A 21,783-nucleotide genomic window follows, 5' to 3' on the forward strand; every position below is an offset into this window, starting at 1 on the left:
CCGTCCGGGCCCGCCGGCGGGCCCGGACGCCAGCCTGCCACGCCGGGCGCCGCGGGCCGGGGCGGCGCCCGACGGGCGGTCAGTCGCGCAGCTCCAGGTAGCGCTCGATCAGCGCGCGGGTCGACGGGTCCTGCGCGGCGAGCGCGTCCGCGTCCCCGGTCACCGCGGGCGTCACCTCGAGCGCGAGCTTCTTGCCCAGCTCGACGCCCCACTGGTCGAACGAGTCGATGCCCCACACGACGCCCTGGGCGAACGTGATGTGCTCGTAGAGCGCGATGAGCTGCCCGACGACCGACGGCGTGAGCGCGGGCGCGAGGATCGAGGTCGTCGGGCGGTTGCCGGAGAACACCCGTGCCGCGACGATCTCCTCGGCCGTGCCCTCGGCGCGGACCTCGTCGGCGGTCTTGCCGAACGCGAGCGCCTTGGTCTGGGCGAAGAAGTTGGCGAGGAACAGCGCGTGCACGTCGGTGTCGCCGTCGCGCAGCGGGTACGCGGGGTTGGCCACGGCGATGAAGTCGGCCGGGATCAGCCGCGTGCCCTGGTGGATGAGCTGGTAGAACGCGTGCTGTCCGTTGGTGCCCGGCTCGCCCCAGAACACCTCGCCCGTCTGCGTCGTGACCGGCGTGCCGTCCCACCGCACGGACTTGCCGTTGGACTCCATCGTCAGCTGCTGCAGGTACGCGGGGAAGCGGTGCAGCTGCTGGGCGTAGGGCAGCACGGCGTGCGTGTGCGCCCCGAGGAAGTTGACGTACCAGACGTTGAGCAGGCCCATGAGGAACGGCACGTTCTGCGCGACGGGCGTCGTGCGCGCGTGCTCGTCGACGGCGTGGAAGCCCGCGAGCAGGTCGCCGAACGCGTCGGGGCCGATCGCGATCGCCAGGGAGGTGCCGATGGCCGAGTCCACCGAGTAGCGCCCGCCGACCCAGTCCCAGAACCCGAACGCGTTGGCGGGGTCGATGCCGAAGTCGGCGACCTTGTCCAGCGCCGTCGAGACGGCGACGAAGTGCTGGGCGACCGCGCCGGTGCGCGCCTCGTCGGTGTCGGCGATGTGCCCGCCGGCGACCAGGGAGTCCCAGAGCCACTGCCGCGCGAGGCGCGCGTTGGTGAGGGTCTCCAGCGTGGTGAAGGTCTTGGAGGCGACGATGAACAGGGTGGTCGTCGGGTCCAGGTCGGCCGTCTTCTGCGCGAGGTCGGTCGGGTCGATGTTCGAGACGAACCGCACCTCCAGGTCGTCGGCCACGTACGGCTCGAGGGCCTCGTAGACCATGACGGGCCCCAGGTCGGAGCCCCCGATGCCGATGTTGACGACCGTGCGCACCGCCTCGCCCGTCACGCCCGTCCACTCGCCCGAGCGCACCTGCTCCGCGAACGCGAAGACCTCGCCCAGCACGGCCTGCACGTCGTCGTCGACCTGCTGGCCGTCGACGACCAGCGGCGGCTCGGCGTCGGCGGGGCGCCGCAGCGCGGTGTGCAGGACGGCGCGGTCCTCGGTGACGTTGATGTGCTCGCCGGTCAGCATCGCCTCGAACCGGTCGGTGAGCCGCACCTCGTCGGCCAGGCGGGCCAGCAGCGCGATCGTCTCGTCGGTGACGAGGTTCTTCGACAGGTCGACCGTGAGGTCGGCGACCTGCAGGGTCAGCCGCTGCGCGCGGCCGGGGTCGTCGGCGAACCAGCCGCGCAGGTCGGGGCGCAGCCCGCTCTCGTGCTCCGTGAGCGCCTGCCAGGCGCTCGTGGTCGTCGGGTCGATGGGCGGCGTGGGCACGTGGGTCTCCCTGGGGGTGCGGCGGGGGTCTCCCGCCCACCGTAGGGCCGCCGGGGCGCTGCCCGCACGGGACGTCCGGCGCACGCCGCGGGTACCGTGCGTCCCATGTCGCGCCTGCCCGTCGCCCCGGTGGCCGCCACGGGTCTGGTCGTCGCGTTCGCGCTCGCGCAGGGCACCGGCCTGCGGTGGCTCGGCGGGACGGTCCTGCTGGTCACGGGCGCCGTGTGCCTGCTGCTCGCGGTGCCGCGGGCCGGGTGGTGGCGCCCGCTCGCCGTCGTCGGCGTGGGTGTCGCGGTGTTCGTCGCCTCGCACGCCGCCGCGGACGTGCTGGGGGCGTGGCCGGCCGTGCTGACGGCCGCGGCGGTGCTCGGCGCGACCGCCTGGTGGCTCGTCGACCGGGGACGGCTCGCGGACCCCGCGCGCGAGAGCGCGGGCCACCGGTGACCGGTCCGCCCCCGGGGCACCGGAGGCCGGGCCCGTCGGCGGCGCCGGGGGTCGCCCACGAGGGTGCCCGCGTGCCCGGCCGGCTCGTGTGCTGCGGCCTGACGACGCTCGACGTGACGCAGGTGCTCGACCGCCTGCCCCTCCCCGACGAGAAGGTGGTGGCGGACGGGCTCGACGTCACGTTCGGCGGCCCGGCCGCCAACGCGGCGGCGGTGGCCGTCGCGCTCGGGGTCCCGACGACCCTCGTCACCGCGCTCGGCCGGGGAGCCCTCGCCGACGTCGCGCGCGCGGGCCTGCGTGCCGCCGGCGTCGACGTCGTCGACCTCGTCCCCGACGAGCCGGACGTCCTGCCGGTGTCCACGGTGCTGGTGACGCGCGGGACGGGGGAGCGGGCGGTGGTGTCCGTCAACGGGGCGCGCGCACCCCGCCTGCCCGCGCCCGACGCGGGGGTGCTGGTCCACGCCGGCGCGCTGCTCGTCGACGGCCACCACGCCGCCGCGGCGCTGGGGCTCGCGGCCGCCGCGCGTGCCGCGGGGGTGCCGGTCCTGCTCGACGGCGGCAGCTGGAAGCCGACGACCGCCGACCTGCTCGCGACGGTCGACCTGGCGGTGCTCTCGGCCGACCTGCGCTCGCCGACGGCGGGTGCGCTCGACCCGGGCGACGTGGCGGCGGTCGACGACCTGCTCGAGGACGTCGCCGCCCGGGGCCCGTGGTTCGTCGCGCGCAGCGCCGGTGCGGGTCCGGTGCGGGTGCGTCGGGCGACGGCAGCCGGGCCGCCGGCGAGGTCCGTGGTGTGGCCGGCACGGGTGCCGCCGGGTGCCGTGGTCGACACGCTCGGTGCCGGGGACGTCCTGCACGGGGCCATGGCCGCGGCGCTCGCGCGGGGGAGCGACCCGCTCGCCGCCCTGGCGGAGGGCGTGCGGTGCGCGAGCGCGTCGGTGCGGCACGCCGGGGCCCGCGGGTGGCTGACCGCCGCCGACGCGCGCCGCTGACCTGCGCGGACGCGCCGGGGGCTCGCGTGTCACGTCGTCGTGTCCGCTGTCGCACGGACGTGTGAACGCGCGGTCACGATGTGATCACGGTCACCTTCGACCATTGACGCGGATTTGTAAGGAAGGTCTACTAACAAACATGTCCCGGACGTCGAACCCGATCGCCGCCCGCACCGCGAGCCCCGTCCAGCGCCAGCTGCGGCCGACCGCCAAGGTGCTCCCCGAGCACGCCCGCGCGCACAACCGCTCCCTGGTCCTGGGCCACCTGTTCCACGAGGGTCCGTCGTCCCGCGCGGACATCGCCCGCAGCACGGGCCTCACCCGCGTCACGGTCTCGGACCTCGTCGCGGCGCTGCTCGCCGAGGGTCTCGTGGCCGACCTGGGGGTCCGCGCCGAGAGCCGCGTCGGCAAGCCCGCGACGCTCGTCGGGCTGCGGTCGTCCGAGCACCACGTGGTCGTCGTCGACCTCGCCGACGACGCCACGGTGCACGGCGCCGTCATGACCCTCGTCGGTGACGTCGTCGTCCGGGAGCACGTCACCGGTGCGGGCGCCACGGGCACCGCCGCCGTCACCCTCGTGGAGGACCTGTGCCGGCGCCTCGTCGAGCGGGCCAGCCGGCCCGTCATCGGCGTCGGGATCTCGTCGCCGGGCGTGATCGACGCCGGCGGACGCGTCGTCGAGGCGCCCAACCGCGGCTGGTACGGCGAGCCCCTGGCGGCACGGCTGACGGGCGTGCTGGGCCTGCCGGTCCACGTCGCCAACGACGCCAACACCCGCGCCCTCGGCGAGTACACGTACGGCGGCGCCGCGGCCGACGCCATGATCGTCACCGTCGGCCAGGGGGTGGGCGCCGGCATGCTCGTCGACGGCGCGCTCGTCCGCGGCCGCGGGCACGCCGCCGGCGAGATCGGCCACGTGACCGTCGTCGACGAGGACACCGCCGGCGAGACGCCCGAGCCGTGCGCGTGCGGACGCACGGGCTGCCTCGAGACCGTGCTGAGCGCGCCGGCCCTGCGCCGTCGTACCGCCGGTCTGACCCCCCAGGACGCCGACGCCACGCTCGCGTCGGTCGGACGGATGCTGGGCCGCGCCCTGGCACCCGTCGTCAGTGCGCTCAACCTCGCCGAGGTCCTGCTCTCCGGCCCCCCGGAGCTGCTCGACGGTTCGCTGCGCGAGGCCGTGGCGACCACCCTCCGCGACCGCACGATGCCCGTCATCGGGCACGACCTGCGGGTCCGGATGGCGGCGCTCGACGAGGACGCGGCACTCGCAGGTGCCGCCGTGCTCGTCCTGTCCGGACAGCTCGGGATCACGTGACGGTCCCGAGCAGGCCGGGGTCGGCTCGCCGTCACGTGACGACCGCGAGCCGACCTTCCTGCAGTCGGTAGCACCACCCATCGGCGTCGTCGTCGACGATCGCCTCGCACACGGGAGGAACCCCCACGTGAAGATCCTACGTTTCGGCGCCGTCGGACTGGCGGCCGCACTGACCCTGACCGCCTGCTCCGGGGGCGGCGACGCCGGCACCGGCGACGCGACCGGCGGTGCGCAGGGCGCCGAGATCCGCGTCTGGCTCGTCGGCACCGACACCCCCGACGAGGCGCGCGAGTACCTGAAGAGCACGTTCGAGGAGGAGAACCCCGGCTCGACGCTCACGATCGAGGAGCAGTCCTGGACGGGCCTGGTCGACAAGCTCACGACCGCGCTGTCGTCGTCCGACTCGCCCGACGTGGTCGAGGTCGGCAACACGCAGGCCGCGACGTTCACGTCGGCCGGGTACTTCGCGCCCCTGGACGACATCGCGCAGGACCTCGGCGGCGACGACCTGCTGCCCGGCTTCGTCAAGGCCGGCACCTGGGAGGACACGTTCTACGCCGCCCCGTACTACGCGGGCTCGCGCATCGTGTTCTACAGCGAGCAGGTGCTCGGCAGCACGCCGGTCCCCACGACGCTCGACGAGTACGTCGCCACCGCGACGTCCCTGCGGACCGCCGACCGGTCGGGCCTGTGGTTCCCCGGGCAGGACTGGTACAACGCCCTGCCCTTCGTCTGGGAGAACGGCGGCTTCATCGCCGAGCCGGGCGACGACGGCACGTGGGAGGCCGGCTTCTCGTCCCCGGGCGGCATCGCCGGCCTGCGGCAGGTGCAGGACCTCATGACCAACGCGTCCAACGCACCCAAGGACGGCGACGAGGCCGAGCTGCAGGTGCCCTTCTGCGCCGGCCAGACGACGTTCCTGTCGGCGCCCAACTGGATCCGCTGGTCCATCCAGGCGCCCGCCGACGCCGAGACGCCCGGCTGCGCCGACACCTTCGGCGCCGACCTGCACGCCTTCCCGCTGCCCGGCGCCACCGCCGGCGAGACCGCCAAGGTCTTCGCGGGGGGCTCGAACGTCGCGGTCGCCACCAGGTCCGCGAACGTGGACCTGGCCAAGAAGGCCCTGACGATCATGCTCTCGGAGGAGTACCAGACGATCCTGGCGGAGAACTCGATGATCCCGGCCCGGATCTCGCTCGCCTCGGCGCTGCCCGACGACGAGTTCACGCAGGCGTCCGCCGCCGCGGCGGCCAACGCCGAGCTCACGCCCGCGACCCCCAAGTGGGGCGACGTCGAGGCCCAGAAGGTCATCCAGGACGCCCTGGTGCAGATCGCGCAGGGCGGCGACGTCGAGACGATCGCCGCGGAGCTCGACGCGACCATCGAGTCCATCCTCAACGGCTGACCGGGCAGGCCCGGCCGGGCCCGCGCGACGCGGGCCCGGCCGGACCGTCGACGGAGGGACACCATGAGCTCCACCACGCTCCCGGCCGCGCCGCCGAGCGCCGCGCCGGTGCCGCGCGCCACCCGCGCGATCACGCCCGCGCGCCTACTGCCGTGGCTGCTGCTGACGCCGAGCCTCGTCGTGCTCGTCGTCGTCACCGGCTACCCGCTGGTGCGCATGCTGTGGCTGTCGGTCCACGAGTACGAGCGCGCCCAGCTGCTCGGCGTGCCGGCGCCGTTCGTCGGCCTCGACAACTACGTCGCCACGCTCACCGACGCGCGCTTCTGGGCGGTGACGGCACGCAGCTTCGCGTTCATGCTCGTGTGCGTCACCCTGACGATCACCGTCGGGACGCTCGTCGCGCTGCTGCTCATGCGGCTGGGCCGGGTGATGCGGCTTGTCCTGTCGATCGGGCTGCTGCTGGCCTGGGCGATGCCCCCGCTGGCCGCCATGCTCGTCTGGGGCTGGATCTTCGACACCCAGTACGGCGTGGTCAACCACCTGCTGACGTCGCTGACCGGCGCCGACTGGATGGGCCACTCGTGGCTCATCTCGCCGCTGTCCTTCTTCACCGTGGCGGCCCTGGTCATCGTCTGGGGCGCGATCCCGTTCGTGGCGTTCACGCTGTACGCGGGCTTCACGCAGATCCCCGGGGAGGTCCTGGAGGCCGCGCAGCTCGACGGGGCGAGCGCCCGGCAGCGCTTCTTCGGGGTGCAGGTGCCGTACGTCCGGACCATCTACGTCGTGCTCATCGTGCTGTCGATGATCTGGGACCTCAAGGTCTTCACGCAGATCTTCGTGCTGCAGGGCATCGGCGGGGTGAAGTCGCAGACCAGCACGCTGGGCGTCTACATCTACGAGATGGGCATGGCCCAGGGGCACTACGGGGCCGCCAGCGCGATCGCCGTCATCTTCACGATCATCATGCTCGCGATCTCCGCGTACTACGTGCGCGCCACGATCACGGAGGAGCAGCTGTGAGCCTCGCACCCGCCGGCGCCGCGCCGACCGCCGTCGCCCCGTCGCCCCCGCCGCGCACCGCCGCGGTCGTGCGCCGCCGCCCCGCGCGCCGGACCGCGGCCTCGGTCGGCTGGGGCGTCGTGGCGGCGCTGCTCGCCGCCGCCTTCGCCTTCCCGGTCTACTGGATGGTCAACACGTCCCTCCTGCCGACCAACCTCATCTCGGGTCCGGAGCTGCACCTGTGGCCCGACCAGCTCACGCTGCGCAACTACGACACGGCGATCTTCCGGCAGGAGCGCTCGCCGTTCCTGCCGGCGCTCGGCAACTCGCTGCAGGTGACGTTCCTCGTGCTGGTCGCCTCGATGGTCCTGGCGTTCTTCGCGTCCCTGGCCGTCACGCGCTTCCGGTTCCGCGGGCGCAAGGCGTTCGTGCTGTCGATCCTCGTCATCCAGATGGTGCCGGGCGAGGCGATGATGATCTCGGTGTTCCAGCTGGTCGACTCCTGGCGGCTGCTCAACACCGTGATCGCGCTGGGCGTGGTGTACCTCGCCGGGGTGCTGCCCTTCACCATCTGGACGCTGCGGGGCTTCGTCAACGGTGTCCCCGTGGAGCTCGAGGAGGCCGCCATGATCGACGGCTGCTCGCGACCGCGCGCGTTCTGGAAGGTGACGTTCCCGCTGCTGGCTCCGGGGCTCGTGGCGACGGGCGTGTTCGCGTTCCTGCAGGCGTGGAACGAGTTCATGATGGCCCTGATCATCATGACCCGGCCCGAGTCCATGACGCTGCCCGTGTGGCTGCGCACGTTCCAGCAGGCCACCAAGTCGACCGACTGGGGTGCGCTCATGGCCGGCTCCGTGCTCGTGGCGGTCCCGGTCGTCGTCTTCTTCCTCATCGTGCAGGGGCGCATGACCGGTGGTCTGGTGTCCGGGGCGGTCAAGGGCTGACCCATGGACGCCACGATCCCGGGGGGGAGCCCTGCCGTGCCCGCTGCGCACCACGACGCCGCGCCCCACGACGTCGCGCACCCGGACCCGCGCGCGCCCGGCTGGGCCGTGGGGGTCGACATCGGCGGCACCAAGGTCCAGGCCGCCCTGCTGGACCCCGACGGCCGCGTCGTGGGGACCCGACGCCGTGCGACGCGCCCCGGGCCGGACGGGCTCGTCGCCGCCGTGACGACGACGGTGCGGGAGCTCGCCGCGGAGCACGGCGTCCCGGTCGGCGCGCTCGCCGGCACCGGCATCGGCGTGCCGGGCGTCGTCGACCCCGTCACCGGGTCCGTGGAGCACGCCGTCAACGTGGGCGTCGAGCGGCCGTTCGCGCTGGCGGCGGCCGTCGCCGACGCCCTCGGCGCCGGGGCGCGCGTGCGCGTCGAGAACGACCTCAACGTCGCCGTGCTCGGTGCCGCGCACACCATGGCGTCGTCGTTCGCGCACCGGGACCTCGCGTTCCTCGCGCTGGGCACCGGCGTCGCCGCAGGGCTGCTGCTCGACGGCACGCTGCGGCGCGGCTCGCACCGCGCGGCGGGCGAGGTGGGGCACCTGACGCTCGTGCCCGACGGGCTGCCGTGCAAGTGCGGGCAGCGCGGCTGCGTCGAGCAGTACGCCTCGGGCAGCGCGCTCGACGCGGCGTGGCCGTCGCGCGACGGCCGGCCGGCGCCCGTCGCCGTGTTCGAGGCCGCGGCGGCGGGCGACCCGCGTGCCGTGGCGGTGCGGGACCGGTTCGTGTGGGCCGTCGCGGGGGCGGTGCGGATCCTCGTCCTCACGTGCGACGTCGACCACGTGGTGGTGGGCGGCGGGGTCAGCGGCGTGGGCGAGCCCCTGCTGGGGGCGGTGCGCGTCGAGCTCGAGCGCGAGACCGCGGCGTCGCCGTTCCTGGCGTCGCTGCGGCTGGCGGACCGCGTGCACCTCGCGCCGCAGGACGTTCCGGTGGGCGCAGTGGGCGCCGCGCTGGTGGGACGAGGGGAGATCGTCTGATGGAGGTCGTCATCGCACCGCGTGACGAGCTGGCGCGGCTCGCGGCGGACGCGGTCGAGCGGCTGCTGGTCGCCCGGCCGGACGCGGTGCTGGGGCTCGCGACGGGGTCCAGCCCGCTGGCCGTCTACGACGAGCTGGCGCGCCGGCACGCGCAGGAGGGGCTGTCGTTCGCGCGGGCGCGCGCGTTCCTGCTCGACGAGTACGTGGGCCTGGCGGCGGACCACCCGCAGCGCTACCGCACCGTCATCGACACCGAGCTGGTCTCGCGCGTCGACCTCGCGCCGGACGCGGTCCACGCCCCGGACGGGCTCGCGGCCGACCTGCCCGCGGCGTGCGCGGCGTACGAGGAGGCGATCCGTGCGGCGGGCGGTGTCGACCTGCAGCTGCTCGGCATCGGCACCGACGGGCACGTCGCGTTCAACGAGCCCGGCTCGTCCCTGGCGTCGCGCACGCGCATCAAGACCCTCACGCGCCAGACGCGCCAGGACAACGCCAGGTTCTTCGACGGCGACGTCGACGCGGTCCCCACGCACTGCCTCACGCAGGGCCTCGCGACGATCATGGCGGCACGGCACCTCGTCCTGATCGCGACGGGTCGGGGCAAGGCGCAGGCCGTGCACCAGCTCGTCGAGGGGCCGGTGAGCGCGCTGTGGCCGGCGACCGTGCTGCAGCTGCACCCGCACGTGACGGTGCTCGTCGACGACGCCGCCGCCGGCCGGCTGCAGCTGGCCGGCCACTACCGCGAGACGTACGCGGGCAAGCCGGCCTGGCAGCACCTGTGACCGTCGGCCGCGCGCCTGCGCGGCGCCGGGTCAGCCGAGCAGGGCGCCGCGGACCAGGTCGAGGGCCTCGTCGGGGGTGAGGCCGGCGGCGCGGGCGGCGCGCACGTAGGCCGTCGCCGCGTGGCGGGCGGTGACGTGGGCGGGGACCGCGTCGTCGGCCACCACCGTCCCCGAGCGGCGCCGGGTGACGACGACGCCCGCGAGCTCGAGCTCGCGGAAGGCGCGGGCGACGGTGCCGGGGGCGACGCCCAGGTCGGTCGCCAGGGCGCGGATCGTCGGCAGCCGGTCGCCCGGCTGCAGCCGGCCCGCCGCGACGTGCGCGACGACCTGGGTGCGGACCTGCTCGTAGACGGGCACGCCGGAGGTCACGTCGACCTCGACGTGGACGCTCACGCGGGCACCGGCGCGGGTGCGGTCGCGGTCCCGCGGGCGGCGCGTGCGAGCGCGACCCCGGTGACGACGAGCGTCGCGACGAGGACGAGCGGTGCCGCGGCGAGGGCGGCGGTGCCGAGCGTGTGCGCGACGGGCTCGGTCGACGTGGTCCACACGTCGTCGACGGCCCACCGCGACGTCGCGGCGTTGCGCAGCGCGTTCCCGGCGGCGAGCAGGACGCCCGCCAGGGTGCCGCCGACGACGAGCTGCACGGCCGCCAGGACGCGTCGGCCCGCGGCCAGCCGCAGCCGGGTGTCGTCGGCCGTGGACACCTGCGCGACGGCGGGGCGGGAGGCCACCAGGTGCAGCGTCAGGAGGGTGGCCAGGAGCAGCACGACGACGGCCGCGGCGATCGGCACGCCGTACGCGGCGCCCGGGTACGGCCCGGCCTGCGAGAGCGACAGGTCGTCGGGCTGCACCGTGACCGTGCGACCGTCCGGGTGGGCCGAGACGCCGGTGGCGAGCAGGACCAGGAGGAGGGCGGCCGACCAGCCGAGGACGAGCGCGGTCAGAGGGCGGGGGGCGACGTCCCGGGCGGTGCGCCGTGCGAGCGACGCGCGGCGCACCGGTGCGGCGGGTCCGGGCCACGTCCGCTCGCCGACCGCCGCCACGAGGAGCGCGACCACGCCGGCCACGGCCGGTGCGCACCCGAGCGCGATGCCCTGGTCGGGGCCGAAGGGGAGCGAGGCGGGCAGTGCGACGGCGACGACCAGCAGCGCCGTCCACGACGCGGCCGCGACGAGCGCGGCGTGGCGCCGGGCGCCGGCGTAGGCCTCGGGCGAGGTCTCGACGTCCTCGCCGGTCGCCGGGCGCCGGGACGTGACGGCCGTGACGACGACCGTGCCGAGCAGGGCCAGGACGGCGAGCGGCAGGAGCAGGAGCAGGAGCACGAGCAGGCGCACGGGGCCCTCCGGTGGGCGTCGGTCAATGTATCGACACTTTGACACATACCTTCCGTGTCGTCCAGGTCCGTCGCGGAGGGCGCGACACGGTCGCCTCACCCCGGGACGTCGGACCCCCGACGTACGATGTGCGCCATGAGCGAGCCGACCCCGCCGACAGGACCCGACGACCCGTTCGGCCCCCAGGGCGGCACCTCGCTCCTCGAGCGCACGGAGACCGGCGAGCAGGTCGAGCCGGGGGACCACGAGCGCTTCGCGCACTACGTGCGCAAGGAGAAGATCATGGAGTCCGCGATGACCGGCAAGCCGGTCATCGCCCTGTGCGGCAAGGTCTGGGTGCCGGGCCGCGACCCCAACAAGTTCCCGGTGTGCCCGATCTGCAAGGAGGTCTACGACGGCCTGCGTGCCCCGCAGGACGGCGACGGCGACTCCGGCGGCGGGGGTGGGCGCGGCTTCCTCGGCTTCGGCCGCGGCAAGGGCTCCGGCTCCGGCGCGGGCGGCGCGTGAGCGCGGCCCGTCGGTCCGTCGCCCCCGCCCACACCCCCCAGCACCCCTCGACGTCGGCAGCGCAGCAGCTGCCGCCGGCGTTCCCCGCGCGTGCGCCGTGGGGGGCCGCGGGGAGCCTGCGGGCGTGGCAGGCGCAGGCCATCGACCTCTACCGCGAGCGCGCCCCGCGCGACTTCCTCGCCGTCGCGACGCCGGGCGCCGGCAAGACGACCTTCGCGCTGCGGATCGCGACCGAGCTCCTGGAGTCGCGCGCCGTGCGGCGCGTCACCGTCGTCGCGCCCACCGAGCACCTGAAGAAGCAGTGGGCCGACGCCGCGGCGCGCGTCGGCATCCGGCTCGACCCGCGGTTCTCCAACGCCCAGGGCCGGCACGGGGCCGGCTACGACGGCGTGGCCGTGACCTACGCGCAGGTCGCGAGCAAGCCGGCGCTGCACGCCGCACGCACGACCGCCGAGCGCACGCTGGTCATCCTCGACGAGGTGCACCACGGCGGGGACGCGCTGTCGTGGGGCGACGCGGTCCGTGAGGCGTTCGAGGGCGCGACCCGGCGGCTGGCGCTGACGGGCACCCCGTTCCGGTCGGACACCGCGCCGATCCCCTTCGTCACCTACGCCCCGGACGCCCACGGGATCCGGCGCTCGGTGGCCGACTACACCTACGCCTACGGGGACGCGCTGCGCGACCACGTCGTGCGGCCCGTGATCTTCCTGTCCTACTCCGGGTCGATGCGCTGGCGCACCAAGGCGGGCGACGAGGTCGCGGCCCGCCTGGGCGAGCCGCTGACCAAGGACATGACGTCGCAGGCCTGGCGCACCGCGCTGGACCCGAACGGCGAGTGGATCCCGTCGGTGCTCGCGGCGGCCGACCGGCGCCTGACCGAGGTGCGGCGGACGGTCCCGGACGCGGGTGCCATGGTCATCGCGACCGACCAGACCGACGCGCGGGCGTACGCGGGCCACCTCGCCCGCCTCACCGGGCAGTCACCGGTCGTCGTGCTCTCCGACGACGACGGGGCGAGCGACCGGATCGAGGAGTTCGCCGAGGGTGACGCGCGCTGGCTCGTCGCGGTGCGGATGGTGTCGGAGGGGGTCGACGTGCCGCGCCTGGCCGTGGGCGTCTACGCGACGAGCACGGCGACGCCCCTGTTCTTCGCGCAGGCCGTGGGGCGGTTCGTGCGGGCGCGGCGCCGGGGGGAGACCGCCTCGGTGTTCCTGCCCAGCGTCCCGCAGCTGCTCGAGCTCGCGGCGACCCTCGAGATCGAGCGCGACCACGCCCTCGACAAGCCGACCAACGGCTCCGAGGACCCCGAGGCGGACCTGCTGGCGCTCGCCGAGCGCGAGCAGAGCAGCGCCGACGCGGTGGGGGCGGACGGGGTCGCCGGGACCTTCGAGGCGCTGGAGGCGCAGGCGTCGTTCGACCGCGTGCTGTTCGACGGCGGCGAGTTCGGCACGGGCGCCGAGATGGGCTCCGACGAGGAGCTGGACTTCCTCGGCCTGCCCGGTCTGCTCGACGCGGACCAGGTGACGACGCTGCTGCGGCAGCGGCAGGCGGACCAGCAGGGCGCCCGACGCGCACGGGGGCAGGTCGAGCCCGAGGTCATGGACCACCGCAAGCAGGCCGAGCTGCGCAAGGAGCTGGCCCAGCTGGTCGGTGCCTGGGCGCGCCGCAGCGGCCAGCCGCACGCCACGGTGCACGCCGAGCTGCGCCGGCGGTGCGGGGGTCCGGAGGTGGCCGTGGCCGCTCCCGACCAGCTCGAGGCGCGGGTGGCGATGCTGCGCGGGTGGTTCGTCGGCAAGCGCTGAGGCCCCCGGCGGCCCCGGGGCGACCTCGCCCGTCTCAGCATGCGGACGATGAGAGCTGGGTGAAATCGCAGGTCAGCGGGCTGGACGCGCGACCACATACCAGCGGACGACCTCCGCGCAACTCGACCGTTCGACGTGCCGACACCCGCCACCGCTGCCACGCTTCTTGCCGTGACAGAAACGGCCCGGGTACCCCCGGTGCCGAACCCGGAGCGTGGCGGCCGACGTGCCGCCGGCATTCGCACGAAAGGTGTGTTCACATGCCGTCCTGGCTCATCCTCATCCTTGTCGGTGTCGTCCTCGTCGTTCTCGGCGTCGCGACCAACATCGGCCAGTTCCTCATCTGGATCGGCGTCATCGTGCTGGTCGTGAGCCTCATCCTCGGCCTGGTGGGCCGCGGTCGTTCGAGGGTCTAGCACCGCCCGCGACGGCCGGCACCCCCTCCGCCGGTCGTCGCACCGCTTGAACCCGGGCCGGGACGCCATGTGCGTCCCGGCCCGCGGCTTTCCCGGGGATCTCAGCCGAGACGCAGCTCCACCGTCGGGACGGCGGCCTCGTCCGCCGACAGGCGACGGGCCCCACGCGGCAGCTCGTCGCGCGACGCGGCGTGACGCTCCGCGGCCGCCCGCACGCCCGGGGCGGCGGTGAGTCCCGGCAGCACCTCGCCCTCGCGGACGAGCGGGACGTGCAGCGTCCGCAGCGCCGCGGCCGGGGCGGCCTGCTGCCGGGCGGTCCAGCCCGCGACGTCGTCGTCCGCGCCCACGACCAGCACCTCCTCGACCGCACGCCCGTCCTCGTCGAGGCGACGCGCGGCCGACTTGCGTCCGCCGACGCTCGTCTTGGACCGTGAGGCCTTGGCGACCGGCTCCATGGCACCCGACGCCCCCTCGCGCGCGACGAGCTTGTAGACCATGCCGCACGTGGGCGAGCCCGACCCCGTGACCAGGGCGGTCCCCACGCCGTACGAGTCGACCGGCGCCACGGCGAGCGACGCGATGGCGTGCTCGTCGAGGTCGCTCGTGACGACGATCCGCGTGTCGTGCGCCCCGGCGGCGTCCAGCTGGGCGCGCACCTCCTGCGCCAGGACGCCCAGGTCGCCGGAGTCGAGCCGCACCGCACCGAGCGCGGTCCCGGCAGCCGCCAGCGCGCGCTCGACCCCCCGCCGCACGTCGTAGGTGTCGACGAGGAGCGTCGTGCCAGGCCCCTGCGAGCGCACCTGCGACGCGAAGGCCGCCTCCTCGTCGTCGTGCAGGAGCGTGAACGCGTGCGCGGCCGTGCCGATCGTGGGCAACCCGTAGCGCCGGCCGGCCTCGAGGTTCGAGGTGGCCGCGAACCCCGCGACGACCGCGGCGCGGGCGGCAGCGACGGCGGCGTCCTCGTGCGCGCGCCGCGCCCCCATCTCCAGGCACGGCCGCCCCACGGCCGCGCTCGTCATGCGCGATGCGGCCGACGCGACCGCCGAGTCGTAGTTGAGCACCGACAGGACCAGCGTCTCGATGAGCACCGCCTGGGCGAACGTCCCCTCGACGACGAGCACCGGGGACTGCGGGAAGAACACCTCGCCCTCGGCGTAGCCGACGACGTCGCCGGCGAACCGGTAGTCGGCGAGGAACGCCAGCGTCGCGTCGTCGACCACGCGCTCGTCGGCGAGCCAGTCCAGCTCGGCCGTGCCGAACCGGAAGGCGGCGAGCTGCTCCAGCACCCGCCCCGTGCCCGCCAGCACCCCGTACCGCCGCCCCGCCGGCAGCCGACGCGTGAACACCTCGAACACGCAGCGCCGGTGCGCGGTCCCGTCGGCGAGCGCCGCCTGCAGCATCGTCAGCTCGTAGCGGTCGGTGAGCAGCGCCGTGCTGCCCGAGCCGACGGCGGCCACCGCCGGGCTCGTCGCGGCGGGCGCGGGGGCGGGGGTGTCCGTCATGGCGCCAACGTAGACGCCCCGCAGCGCGCAGGGCACCCGGTCGGGCGCCCGGCGCACCTACAGTGGGCGTCGTGCCTGCCACGACCGTTCCCGACACGCGCCCGGACGTGGACGAGTCGACGTCGACCGCCGACGCGTGGGTGACGATCGTGTGGAACGACCCCGTGAACCTCATGACGTACGTCACCTACGTGTTCCAGACCTACTTCGGCTACCCGCGCGAGAAGGCGGACCGGCTCATGCACCAGGTGCACGAGGAGGGCCGCGCGGTCGTCTCGAGCGGCAACCGCGAGGCGATGGAGGTCGACGTCCAGGCCATGCACTCCTACGGGCTGTGGGCCACGATGCAGCGCGGCGGGCAGTGATGCGGGCGTTCCGTCGGCACAAGGGCCGGTTCGTGGCCCAGCTGGACGCCGGTGAGCGGGCGGTGGTCGCGTCGGTCGTGGCCGACGTCGCCGAGCTGCTGGGAGCCGGACGGTTCGAGGACGGGCCGCGCGAGGGCGACCAGCCGGCGGCCGTCCCCGGGGCACCGGCGGGCTGGTCGCTGCGCACCGCGCCCGTCCCGCCGCCGCAGGACCCGGCCGTGCGCCGGCTGCTGCCCGACGCCTCGCGCGACGACCCCGAGGTGGCGGGCGAGTTCCGCCGCCTGACCGAGGACGACCTGCGGGCGCGCAAGATCGCGCGGCTGCGCAGCCTGTGGACCTCGCTGGTGCACGGCGAGCCGGGCTGGCCGGAGCACGCGCTGGTCGTCGCGCCGCACGCGGCCGACGACGTCGCCGCGACGCTGACGGACCTGCGGCTCGTGCTGGGGGAGCGCCTCGACCTGCGCACCGACGAGGACTCGGAGGCGCTGTACGACGGCCTCGTCTCGGAGTCCGAGGACGACGTCCGGGCGTACCTCGCCTCCGTCTACGGCGCGCTGTCCTGGCTGCAGGAGTCGCTGCTGGCTGTGATGCTCGCCGCACCCGACGGTGGCGGAGCGGGCCGGGGTCGGTCCGGCGGCTAGTCTCGGTCGGGTGAGCGACGCGCCCATCGGCATCTTCGACTCCGGTGTCGGCGGCCTGACCGTGGCGCGGTCGATCCTCGACCAGCTGCCGCACGAGTCCACGCTGTACATCGGGGACACCCTCAACGCGCCGTACGGCCCCAAGCCGCTGGCGGCCGTCCGCGCCCACGCGCTCGAGATCATGGACGACCTCGTCGACGCGGGCGTGAAGATGCTGGTCATCGCCTGCAACAGCGCGTCGGCCGCGGTGCTGCGCGACGCGCGCGAGCGGTACACGCTGCGCCGCGGGCTGCCGGTCGTCGAGGTCGTGCTCCCGGCGGCCCGCCGGGCCGTCGCGGCGACGCGCAACGGGCGCATCGGCGTCATCGGGACGCGCGCCACGATCGACTCCCGCGCCTACGACGACGCGTTCGCGGTCGCCGGCGTGGACCTGACGTCGCGCGCGTGCCCGCGGTTCGTCGAGCTCGTGGAGGCGGGCGTGACCTCCGGGCCCGACGCGCTGGCCACCGCCCACGAGTACCTCGACCCCGTCCGCGCCGCGGGTGTCGACACGCTCGTCCTGGGCTGCACGCACTACCCGTTGCTCACGGGTGTCATCTCCTACGTCATGGGGGAGCAGGTCACGCTCGTGTCGAGCGCCGAGGAGACCGCCAAGGACGTGTACCGGACGCTGGTGGCGCACGACCTCGAGCGTGACCCGGCGGCCGGCCCGGCGGCGCACCGGTTCCTGGCGACAGGGGACCCGGGGTCGTTCGCCACGCTGGCGCGGCGCTTCCTCGGGCCGGAGGTCGAGTCGGTCGAGACGCGGGGGGCGTTGCGATGAGGGTGGTCGTGCTGGGGTGTGCAGGGTCGTTCCCGGGGCCGGGGTCGGCCGCGTCGTCCTACCTCGTGCAGGCCGACGACGCGGACGGGCGCACCTGGTCCGCGCTGCTGGACCTGGGCAACGGGGCGCTCGGGGCGCTGCAGCGCTGGGGCGACCCGGCGGCGCTGGACGTCGTCGCCCTGTCGCACCTGCACGCCGACCACGTCGCCGACATGGCGGTCCTCGGCGTCTACCGCCGGTACCGGCCCGGCGGTGCCCTGCCGCAGATCGCGGTCCACGGCCCGCAGGGCACCGCGGAGCGTCTGGCCCACCTGTCCGGCCACGACCCCGCCACGGACACCGGCGAGCAGTTCGACGTCCGCACGTGGCAGGTCGGACGGCCCGTGGTCGTCGGCCCGCTGACGATCGAGGCGGTGCCCGTCGAGCACCCCGTCCCGGCGTTCGGCCTGCGGGTCGTCGGGCCGTCGGAGCACGACCCGGGGCGTCGGACGACGCTGGCCTACAGCGGGGACACCGACGCGTGCGCGGGCCTGGACGACCTGGCCACCGGCGCCGACCTGCTGCTGGCCGAGGCCGCGTTCGTCGAGGGCCGCGACGACCACGTGCGCGGCGTCCACCTGACGGGCCGCCGAGCGGGTCAGGCCGCGGCCCGGGGCGGCAGCCGCGCCCTCGTCCTCACCCACGTCCCGGCGTGGAACGACCCGCAGGTCGCCCTCGCGGAGGCGCGCGACGTGTACGACGGCCCGATCACGCTCGCCATCCCGGGCGCCACGTACCCGCTGTAGCCCCGCGCGCCCCGGCCCGGGGACGGTTCGGCCCAGGGGTGGGTGCCCACGTAGGGTCGGGGGCATGGTGAGTGCCGGTGGGTCGGGTGCAGGTGCAGGTGGCGGAGCGACCGCGGGCGGTGCGTCCGCCGGGCCGCGGGTCGACGGGCGGCGGGTGGACGAGCTGCGGCCCGTGACGATCACCCGGCGCTTCCTCGATGCCGGCGAGGGCTCCGTCCTGGTCGAGTTCGGGGGGACGAAGGTGCTGTGCGTCGCCTCGTTCACCGAGGGCGTGCCGCGCTGGCGCAAGGGATCGGGCGAGGGCTGGGTCACGGCCGAGTACGCGATGCTGCCGCGCGCCACGGACAGCCGGTCGGACCGCGAGTCCGTCCGCGGCAAGATCGGCGGCAGGACGCACGAGATCTCGCGGCTCATCGGCCGTTCGCTGCGGGCCGTGATCGACGTCGCGGCGCTCGGGGAGAACACGATCGTGCTCGACTGCGACGTGCTGCAGGCCGACGGCGGCACGCGCACGGCCGCGATCACCGGGGCCTACGTCGCGCTGGCGGACGCGGTCGCGTGGGCGACCGCGAAGCGGCTGGTGAAGCCGGGACGCCAGGTCCTGCGCGACTCGGTGGCCGCCGTGAGCGTCGGCATCGTCGACGGCGTCGCCGTCCTCGACCTGCCGTACGAGGAGGACGTCCGCGCGCAGACCGACATGAACGTCGTCACCACCGGCGCGGGCACGTTCGTCGAGGTCCAGGGCACCGCGGAGCACGCACCCTTCGACCGGGCCGAGCTCGACGCGCTGCTCGACCTCGCCGTGGCCGGCACCGCGCGGCTCGCCGCGCTGCAGGCCGAGGTCCTGGCCGTGCCGGCCGGCGAGGGCCCGACGTCGCGGTCGACCGCCGCCGGCGAGGTGGGCGCGTGACCCCCTCGGGTCCCGGGTCCGGCGCGCGCGCCGTGGTGCCGGCGGGCGCCCGCCTCGTCCTGGCGACGCACAACGCCCGCAAGGTCGCCGAGCTGCGGGCGATCCTCGCCCCCGGGCTGCCCGGGCTGGACCCGGCCGCGGTGCTCGGCGCGCGGGACGTGCACGCGCCGGAGCCGGTCGAGGACGGGGTCACGTTCGAGGAGAACGCCCTGATCAAGGCCCGGGCGCTCGCGGCCGCGACGGGCCTGCCCGCCGTCGCCGACGACTCGGGGCTCAGCGTCGACGTGCTCGGCGGTGCGCCGGGGATCTTCTCGGCGCGGTGGGCGGGCCGCCACGGCGACGACGCCGCCAACCTGGACCTGCTGCTCGCCCAGCTCGCCGACATCGCGCCCGCCCACCGCGGAGCGCGGTTCGTGTGCGCGGCGGCACTCGTCACGCCCGACGGCGCCGAGCACGTCGAGGTCGGCACGCTCGAGGGCACCCTCGCCACCGCGCCGCGGGGCACCGGCGGCTTCGGCTACGACCCCGTCCTGGTGCCCCGGGGGGACTCGCGCACGTGCGCCGAGCTCACGCCGGAGCAGAAGAACGCGATCAGCCACCGCGGGCAGGCGTTCCGCGCGCTCGTGCCGCACCTCGTGGCGGCACTGCGGGCATGAGCACCCCCGGGACGCCCCGGCCCGGCGACGTGCAGCTGGTCGCGCAGGGTGTGACGTTCGGCTACCCGGGACGGCCCGTCGTGGACGGGCTCGACCTCGCCGTCGGACCGGGCGACCGGATCGGGCTCGTCGGGGAGAACGGCGCCGGCAAGTCGACCCTGCTCGGTCTGCTGGCGGGCCGGCTGCACCCGCGCAGCGGCAGCGTGCGGCGGCACGGCACGCTGGCCGTCGTCGAGCAGGACCTGGCGGTCACCGACGAGGACACCGTCGGCACGCTCGTCGCCGCGACCGGCAGCGCGACACGGGCGGCCGCGGACGACCTGCAGGCGGCGATCGACGGGTTCGACCACGCGGGCGGGGACGTGGCGGCGCTGTCGGCGGCGATCGCCCGCTACGAGCACCTCGCGGCCTGGGACGTCGACCGGCGCGTCGACGAGGGCCTGTCGCGGCTGCACGCCCCCCGCGACCTCGACCGTCGCCTCGCCGAGCTCAGCGTCGGGGAGCGGTACCGCGTGCGCCTGGCGTGCCGGCTCGCGGAGCGGGCCGACCTGCTGCTGCTCGACGAGCCGACGAACCACCTCGACGCCGGTGGCGTCGCGCACCTCACCGCGCAGCTGCGGGCGTGGGCGGGCGGGCTCGTCATCGTCACGCACGACCGGCGGCTGCTGGACGACGTCATGACGGCGGTCCTGGACCTGGACCCGTCCATGGACGGGCGCCCCGTGCTGTACGGAGCGGCGCGCTACACCGACTACCGGTTCGCGCGCGACCAGATGCTGCGCCGGTGGCGGGCGCGCTACCGCGCCGAGCGCAAGCGTGCCCGCGTCCTCGCGGAGCGGCTCGACGCGTCCTACGAGGGCCTGTCCGACGAGTGGCGCCCGCCGAAGGGGTCGGACCCGCACCGGCGCGCCACCCGCGCGCGGCAGCACGTCAAGGCCGCCGACCGGCTGATCGAGCGGCTCGAGGCGCAGGCGGTGGACGTGCCCGTGCCGCCGCCGGCCCTGCAGTTCCCCGACCTGCCGTCGGTGCCGCCGGGCTACGCCGGTGGCCCGCTCCTCGAGGTGCGCGGCCCGCGCGTCACCGGGCGCCTGGACCTGCCGGGTCGCCGGGTCGAGGTCATGCCGGCCGGACGGCTGCTCGTCACGGGGGCCAACGGCGCGGGCAAGTCCACGCTGCTGGCAGCCCTCGTGGGCGTCGTCGGGCTCGACCGCGGCACGCGGGACGTCGCCGCCGGCGTGCGGTGCGGCGTGCTGGCGCAGGAGGGCCCGGCGGAGCGGGTGCAGGCCCCCGACGGTGCGGCACCGACGGCCTTCGACGCGTACGCGCGCCATGCGCTGGACCTGCTCGCGGCCGGCGCGCTGGACCCGGACGCGCTCGTCCCGGTCGCCGCCCTGGGGCTGCTGTCCGAGGCGGACCTGGAACGTCCCCTGCGGGAGCTGTCGCTGGGGCAGCGTCGGCGGTTCGACCTGGCGTGCGCGCTGCTCGCGGCCCCGCACGTGCTGGTGCTCGACGAGCCGACCAACCACCTGTCGGTCGGGCTGGTCGACGAGCTCACGGCGGCGCTGCGCGCGACGTCGGCGGCCGTGGTCGTGGCGACGCACGACCGGCAGCTGCGCGCCGACCTCGCGGACTGGCCGCACCTCGACCTGGGCGGCAGCGACCGCCCGGCCTGAGCCGACGGTCCGGTCCCGACGGTCGCGACGGTCCCGACGGAGGGGTCAGGGCAGGCGGCCGGCCCAGGCCATCGCCTGGCGCAGGAGCAGCCCCTGCCCGCCGTTCATCTCGACCTGGACGGCCTCGGCGCACGCCTCCTCGGGGGTGAGCCACGCGAGGTCCAGCGCGTCCTGCTGGGGCCGGCAGTCGCCGGTGACGGGCACGACGTAGGCGAGCGAGACCGCGTGCTGGCGCGGGTCGTGGTACGGCGTGACGCCGGGTGTCGGGAAGTACTCGGCAACGGTGAACGGCTGCGGCGACGCGGGCACCTGCGGCAGGGCCACGGGCCCGAGGTCCTTCTCGATGTGCCGCAGCAGCGCGTCGCGGATGCGCTCGTGGTACATGACGCGCCCCGACACCAGGGCGCGCGACATCACGCCCTCGCGGGTCACGCGCAGCAGCAGGCCGACGGCCACCACGTCGCCCGACTCGTCGACCCGCACGGGGACCGCGTCCACGTAGAGGATCGGGAGCTGGGTGCGCGCGGTGGCGATCTGCTCGGCGGACAGCCAGCCTGCGGGGCGCTCGGGGCCTGGGGGGAACTCGGCGGACGCGGTCACCGTGCAGTTCTACCTCGTCTGCGCGCCTGGGGCCGCATCGCCTCGCGGGGACGGACGGGGTGCGAGGGAATAGTCGCGCGGGGGTGGGTGCTGT

At 75.4% G+C, this 21,783-nt stretch carries 23 protein-coding genes; 18 read left to right on the forward strand and 5 right to left on the reverse strand.

The genetic code is table 11. From position 1 onward, the window contains the following. Window positions 1-79: 79 nt before the first annotated feature. Window positions 80-1,762: a glucose-6-phosphate isomerase gene (gene pgi / locus Cph01nite_RS00215; RefSeq protein WP_203670352.1), complete on the reverse strand. Its 1,683-nt coding sequence runs from the start codon at window positions 1,760-1,762 to the stop codon at window positions 80-82. A gap of 105 nt (window positions 1,763-1,867) precedes the next feature. Here pgi and Cph01nite_RS00220 point away from each other — a divergent pair, with 105 nt between their 5' ends. The 8 genes from Cph01nite_RS00220 (at window position 1,868) to nagB (ending at window position 9,675) form a co-directional block, all read left to right on the forward strand. Beyond that, window positions 1,868-2,206, forward strand: coding sequence for a hypothetical protein (locus tag Cph01nite_RS00220; RefSeq protein ID WP_203670353.1), 339 nt, complete (start codon window positions 1,868-1,870; stop codon window positions 2,204-2,206). Between the two features lie 71 nt (window positions 2,207-2,277). After that, complete coding sequence (locus tag Cph01nite_RS00225) at window positions 2,278-3,198, forward strand: PfkB family carbohydrate kinase (protein WP_203670354.1); 921 nt, start codon at window positions 2,278-2,280, stop codon at window positions 3,196-3,198. Window positions 3,199-3,337: 139 nt separating this feature from the next. Next, window positions 3,338-4,516, forward strand: a complete 1,179-nt coding sequence (locus tag Cph01nite_RS00230; RefSeq protein ID WP_203670355.1) for an ROK family transcriptional regulator — start codon at window positions 3,338-3,340, stop codon at window positions 4,514-4,516. A 127-nt stretch (window positions 4,517-4,643) separates the two neighbouring features. Further along, complete coding sequence (locus tag Cph01nite_RS00235) at window positions 4,644-5,921, forward strand: extracellular solute-binding protein (RefSeq protein ID WP_203670356.1); 1,278 nt, start codon at window positions 4,644-4,646, stop codon at window positions 5,919-5,921. Between the two features lie 63 nt (window positions 5,922-5,984). After that, window positions 5,985-6,941 (forward strand): carbohydrate ABC transporter permease, encoded by a 957-nt coding sequence (locus Cph01nite_RS00240; protein WP_203670357.1) that lies wholly within the window; start codon window positions 5,985-5,987, stop codon window positions 6,939-6,941. After that, the gene (locus Cph01nite_RS00245) at window positions 6,938-7,864 is read left to right on the forward strand and encodes a carbohydrate ABC transporter permease (protein WP_373307524.1); all 927 of its coding nucleotides are present in this window, start codon (window positions 6,938-6,940) and stop codon (window positions 7,862-7,864) included. Before Cph01nite_RS00240 ends, Cph01nite_RS00245 begins: the two co-directional genes overlap by 4 nt. A 3-nt stretch (window positions 7,865-7,867) precedes the next feature. Next, window positions 7,868-8,893 (forward strand): ROK family protein, encoded by a 1,026-nt coding sequence (locus tag Cph01nite_RS00250; RefSeq protein ID WP_203670358.1) that lies wholly within the window; start codon window positions 7,868-7,870, stop codon window positions 8,891-8,893. Further along, window positions 8,893-9,675 carry a glucosamine-6-phosphate deaminase gene (nagB, locus tag Cph01nite_RS00255; RefSeq protein ID WP_203670359.1) on the forward strand — a complete coding sequence of 261 codons (783 nt, stop codon included), beginning with the start codon at window positions 8,893-8,895 and terminating at the stop codon, window positions 9,673-9,675. Before Cph01nite_RS00250 ends, nagB begins: the two co-directional genes overlap by 1 nt. Window positions 9,676-9,705: 30 nt before the next feature. Here nagB and Cph01nite_RS00260 read toward each other — a convergent pair whose 3' ends face one another. Together Cph01nite_RS00260 and Cph01nite_RS00265 are read right to left on the reverse strand one after the other, a co-directional pair. Beyond that, window positions 9,706-10,068, reverse strand: coding sequence for a GntR family transcriptional regulator (locus tag Cph01nite_RS00260; RefSeq protein ID WP_203670360.1), 363 nt, complete (start codon window positions 10,066-10,068; stop codon window positions 9,706-9,708). Beyond that, window positions 10,065-11,009: a hypothetical protein gene (locus Cph01nite_RS00265; protein WP_203670361.1), complete on the reverse strand. Its 945-nt coding sequence runs from the start codon at window positions 11,007-11,009 to the stop codon at window positions 10,065-10,067. Before Cph01nite_RS00265 ends, Cph01nite_RS00260 begins: the two co-directional genes overlap by 4 nt. Before the next feature lie 135 nt (window positions 11,010-11,144). Between Cph01nite_RS00265 and Cph01nite_RS00270 the strand changes: the two genes are divergently transcribed. The 3 genes from Cph01nite_RS00270 to Cph01nite_RS00280 all read left to right on the forward strand — a co-directional run bounded on the left by Cph01nite_RS00270 (window position 11,145) and on the right by Cph01nite_RS00280 (window position 13,734). Next, window positions 11,145-11,516 (forward strand): DUF3039 domain-containing protein, encoded by a 372-nt coding sequence (locus tag Cph01nite_RS00270; protein ID WP_203670362.1) that lies wholly within the window; start codon window positions 11,145-11,147, stop codon window positions 11,514-11,516. After that, complete coding sequence (locus Cph01nite_RS00275; RefSeq protein ID WP_203670363.1) at window positions 11,513-13,318, forward strand: DEAD/DEAH box helicase; 1,806 nt, start codon at window positions 11,513-11,515, stop codon at window positions 13,316-13,318. The genes Cph01nite_RS00270 and Cph01nite_RS00275 overlap by 4 nt, the downstream gene beginning before the upstream one ends. 260 nt (window positions 13,319-13,578) lie before the next feature. After that, a complete protein-coding gene (locus Cph01nite_RS00280) occupies window positions 13,579-13,734 on the forward strand; it encodes a hypothetical protein (RefSeq protein ID WP_203670364.1) in 156 nt (51 codons plus the stop codon). A gap of 101 nt (window positions 13,735-13,835) precedes the next feature. Here the strand turns inward: Cph01nite_RS00280 and Cph01nite_RS00285 are convergent, their stop codons facing one another. Then, entirely contained in the window at window positions 13,836-15,236 is a 1,401-nt protein-coding gene (locus tag Cph01nite_RS00285) for a nicotinate phosphoribosyltransferase (RefSeq protein WP_275407373.1), read from the reverse strand. A gap of 71 nt (window positions 15,237-15,307) precedes the next feature. Here Cph01nite_RS00285 and clpS point away from each other — a divergent pair, with 71 nt between their 5' ends. The 7 genes from clpS (at window position 15,308) to Cph01nite_RS00320 (ending at window position 21,089) form a co-directional block, all read left to right on the forward strand. Beyond that, entirely contained in the window at window positions 15,308-15,601 is a 294-nt protein-coding gene (gene clpS, locus Cph01nite_RS00290) for an ATP-dependent Clp protease adapter ClpS (RefSeq protein ID WP_373307525.1), read from the forward strand. Further along, the gene (locus Cph01nite_RS00295; protein ID WP_203670366.1) at window positions 15,601-16,242 is read left to right on the forward strand and encodes a DUF2017 domain-containing protein; all 642 of its coding nucleotides are present in this window, start codon (window positions 15,601-15,603) and stop codon (window positions 16,240-16,242) included. The genes clpS and Cph01nite_RS00295 overlap by 1 nt, the downstream gene beginning before the upstream one ends. Window positions 16,243-16,252: 10 nt before the next feature. Further along, window positions 16,253-17,065: a glutamate racemase gene (murI, locus tag Cph01nite_RS00300; RefSeq protein WP_203670367.1), complete on the forward strand. Its 813-nt coding sequence runs from the start codon at window positions 16,253-16,255 to the stop codon at window positions 17,063-17,065. After that, complete coding sequence (locus Cph01nite_RS00305; RefSeq protein WP_203670368.1) at window positions 17,062-17,850, forward strand: MBL fold metallo-hydrolase; 789 nt, start codon at window positions 17,062-17,064, stop codon at window positions 17,848-17,850. Before murI ends, Cph01nite_RS00305 begins: the two co-directional genes overlap by 4 nt. Before the next feature lie 64 nt (window positions 17,851-17,914). Continuing rightward, a complete protein-coding gene (gene rph / locus Cph01nite_RS00310; RefSeq protein ID WP_203670369.1) occupies window positions 17,915-18,760 on the forward strand; it encodes a ribonuclease PH in 846 nt (281 codons plus the stop codon). Beyond that, a complete protein-coding gene (rdgB, locus tag Cph01nite_RS00315; protein WP_239068931.1) occupies window positions 18,757-19,416 on the forward strand; it encodes an RdgB/HAM1 family non-canonical purine NTP pyrophosphatase in 660 nt (219 codons plus the stop codon). Before rph ends, rdgB begins: the two co-directional genes overlap by 4 nt. After that, window positions 19,413-21,089 (forward strand): ABC-F family ATP-binding cassette domain-containing protein, encoded by a 1,677-nt coding sequence (locus Cph01nite_RS00320; protein WP_203670370.1) that lies wholly within the window; start codon window positions 19,413-19,415, stop codon window positions 21,087-21,089. Before rdgB ends, Cph01nite_RS00320 begins: the two co-directional genes overlap by 4 nt. 45 nt (window positions 21,090-21,134) lie before the next feature. Here the strand turns inward: Cph01nite_RS00320 and Cph01nite_RS00325 are convergent, their stop codons facing one another. Next, window positions 21,135-21,689: an NUDIX hydrolase family protein gene (locus tag Cph01nite_RS00325; protein ID WP_203670371.1), complete on the reverse strand. Its 555-nt coding sequence runs from the start codon at window positions 21,687-21,689 to the stop codon at window positions 21,135-21,137. Window positions 21,690-21,783: the final 94 nt, after the last annotated feature.

Origin of the sequence: Cellulomonas phragmiteti, assembly GCF_016862775.1 — a bacterium.
Taxonomy (GTDB): domain Bacteria; phylum Actinomycetota; class Actinomycetes; order Actinomycetales; family Cellulomonadaceae; genus Cellulomonas; species Cellulomonas phragmiteti.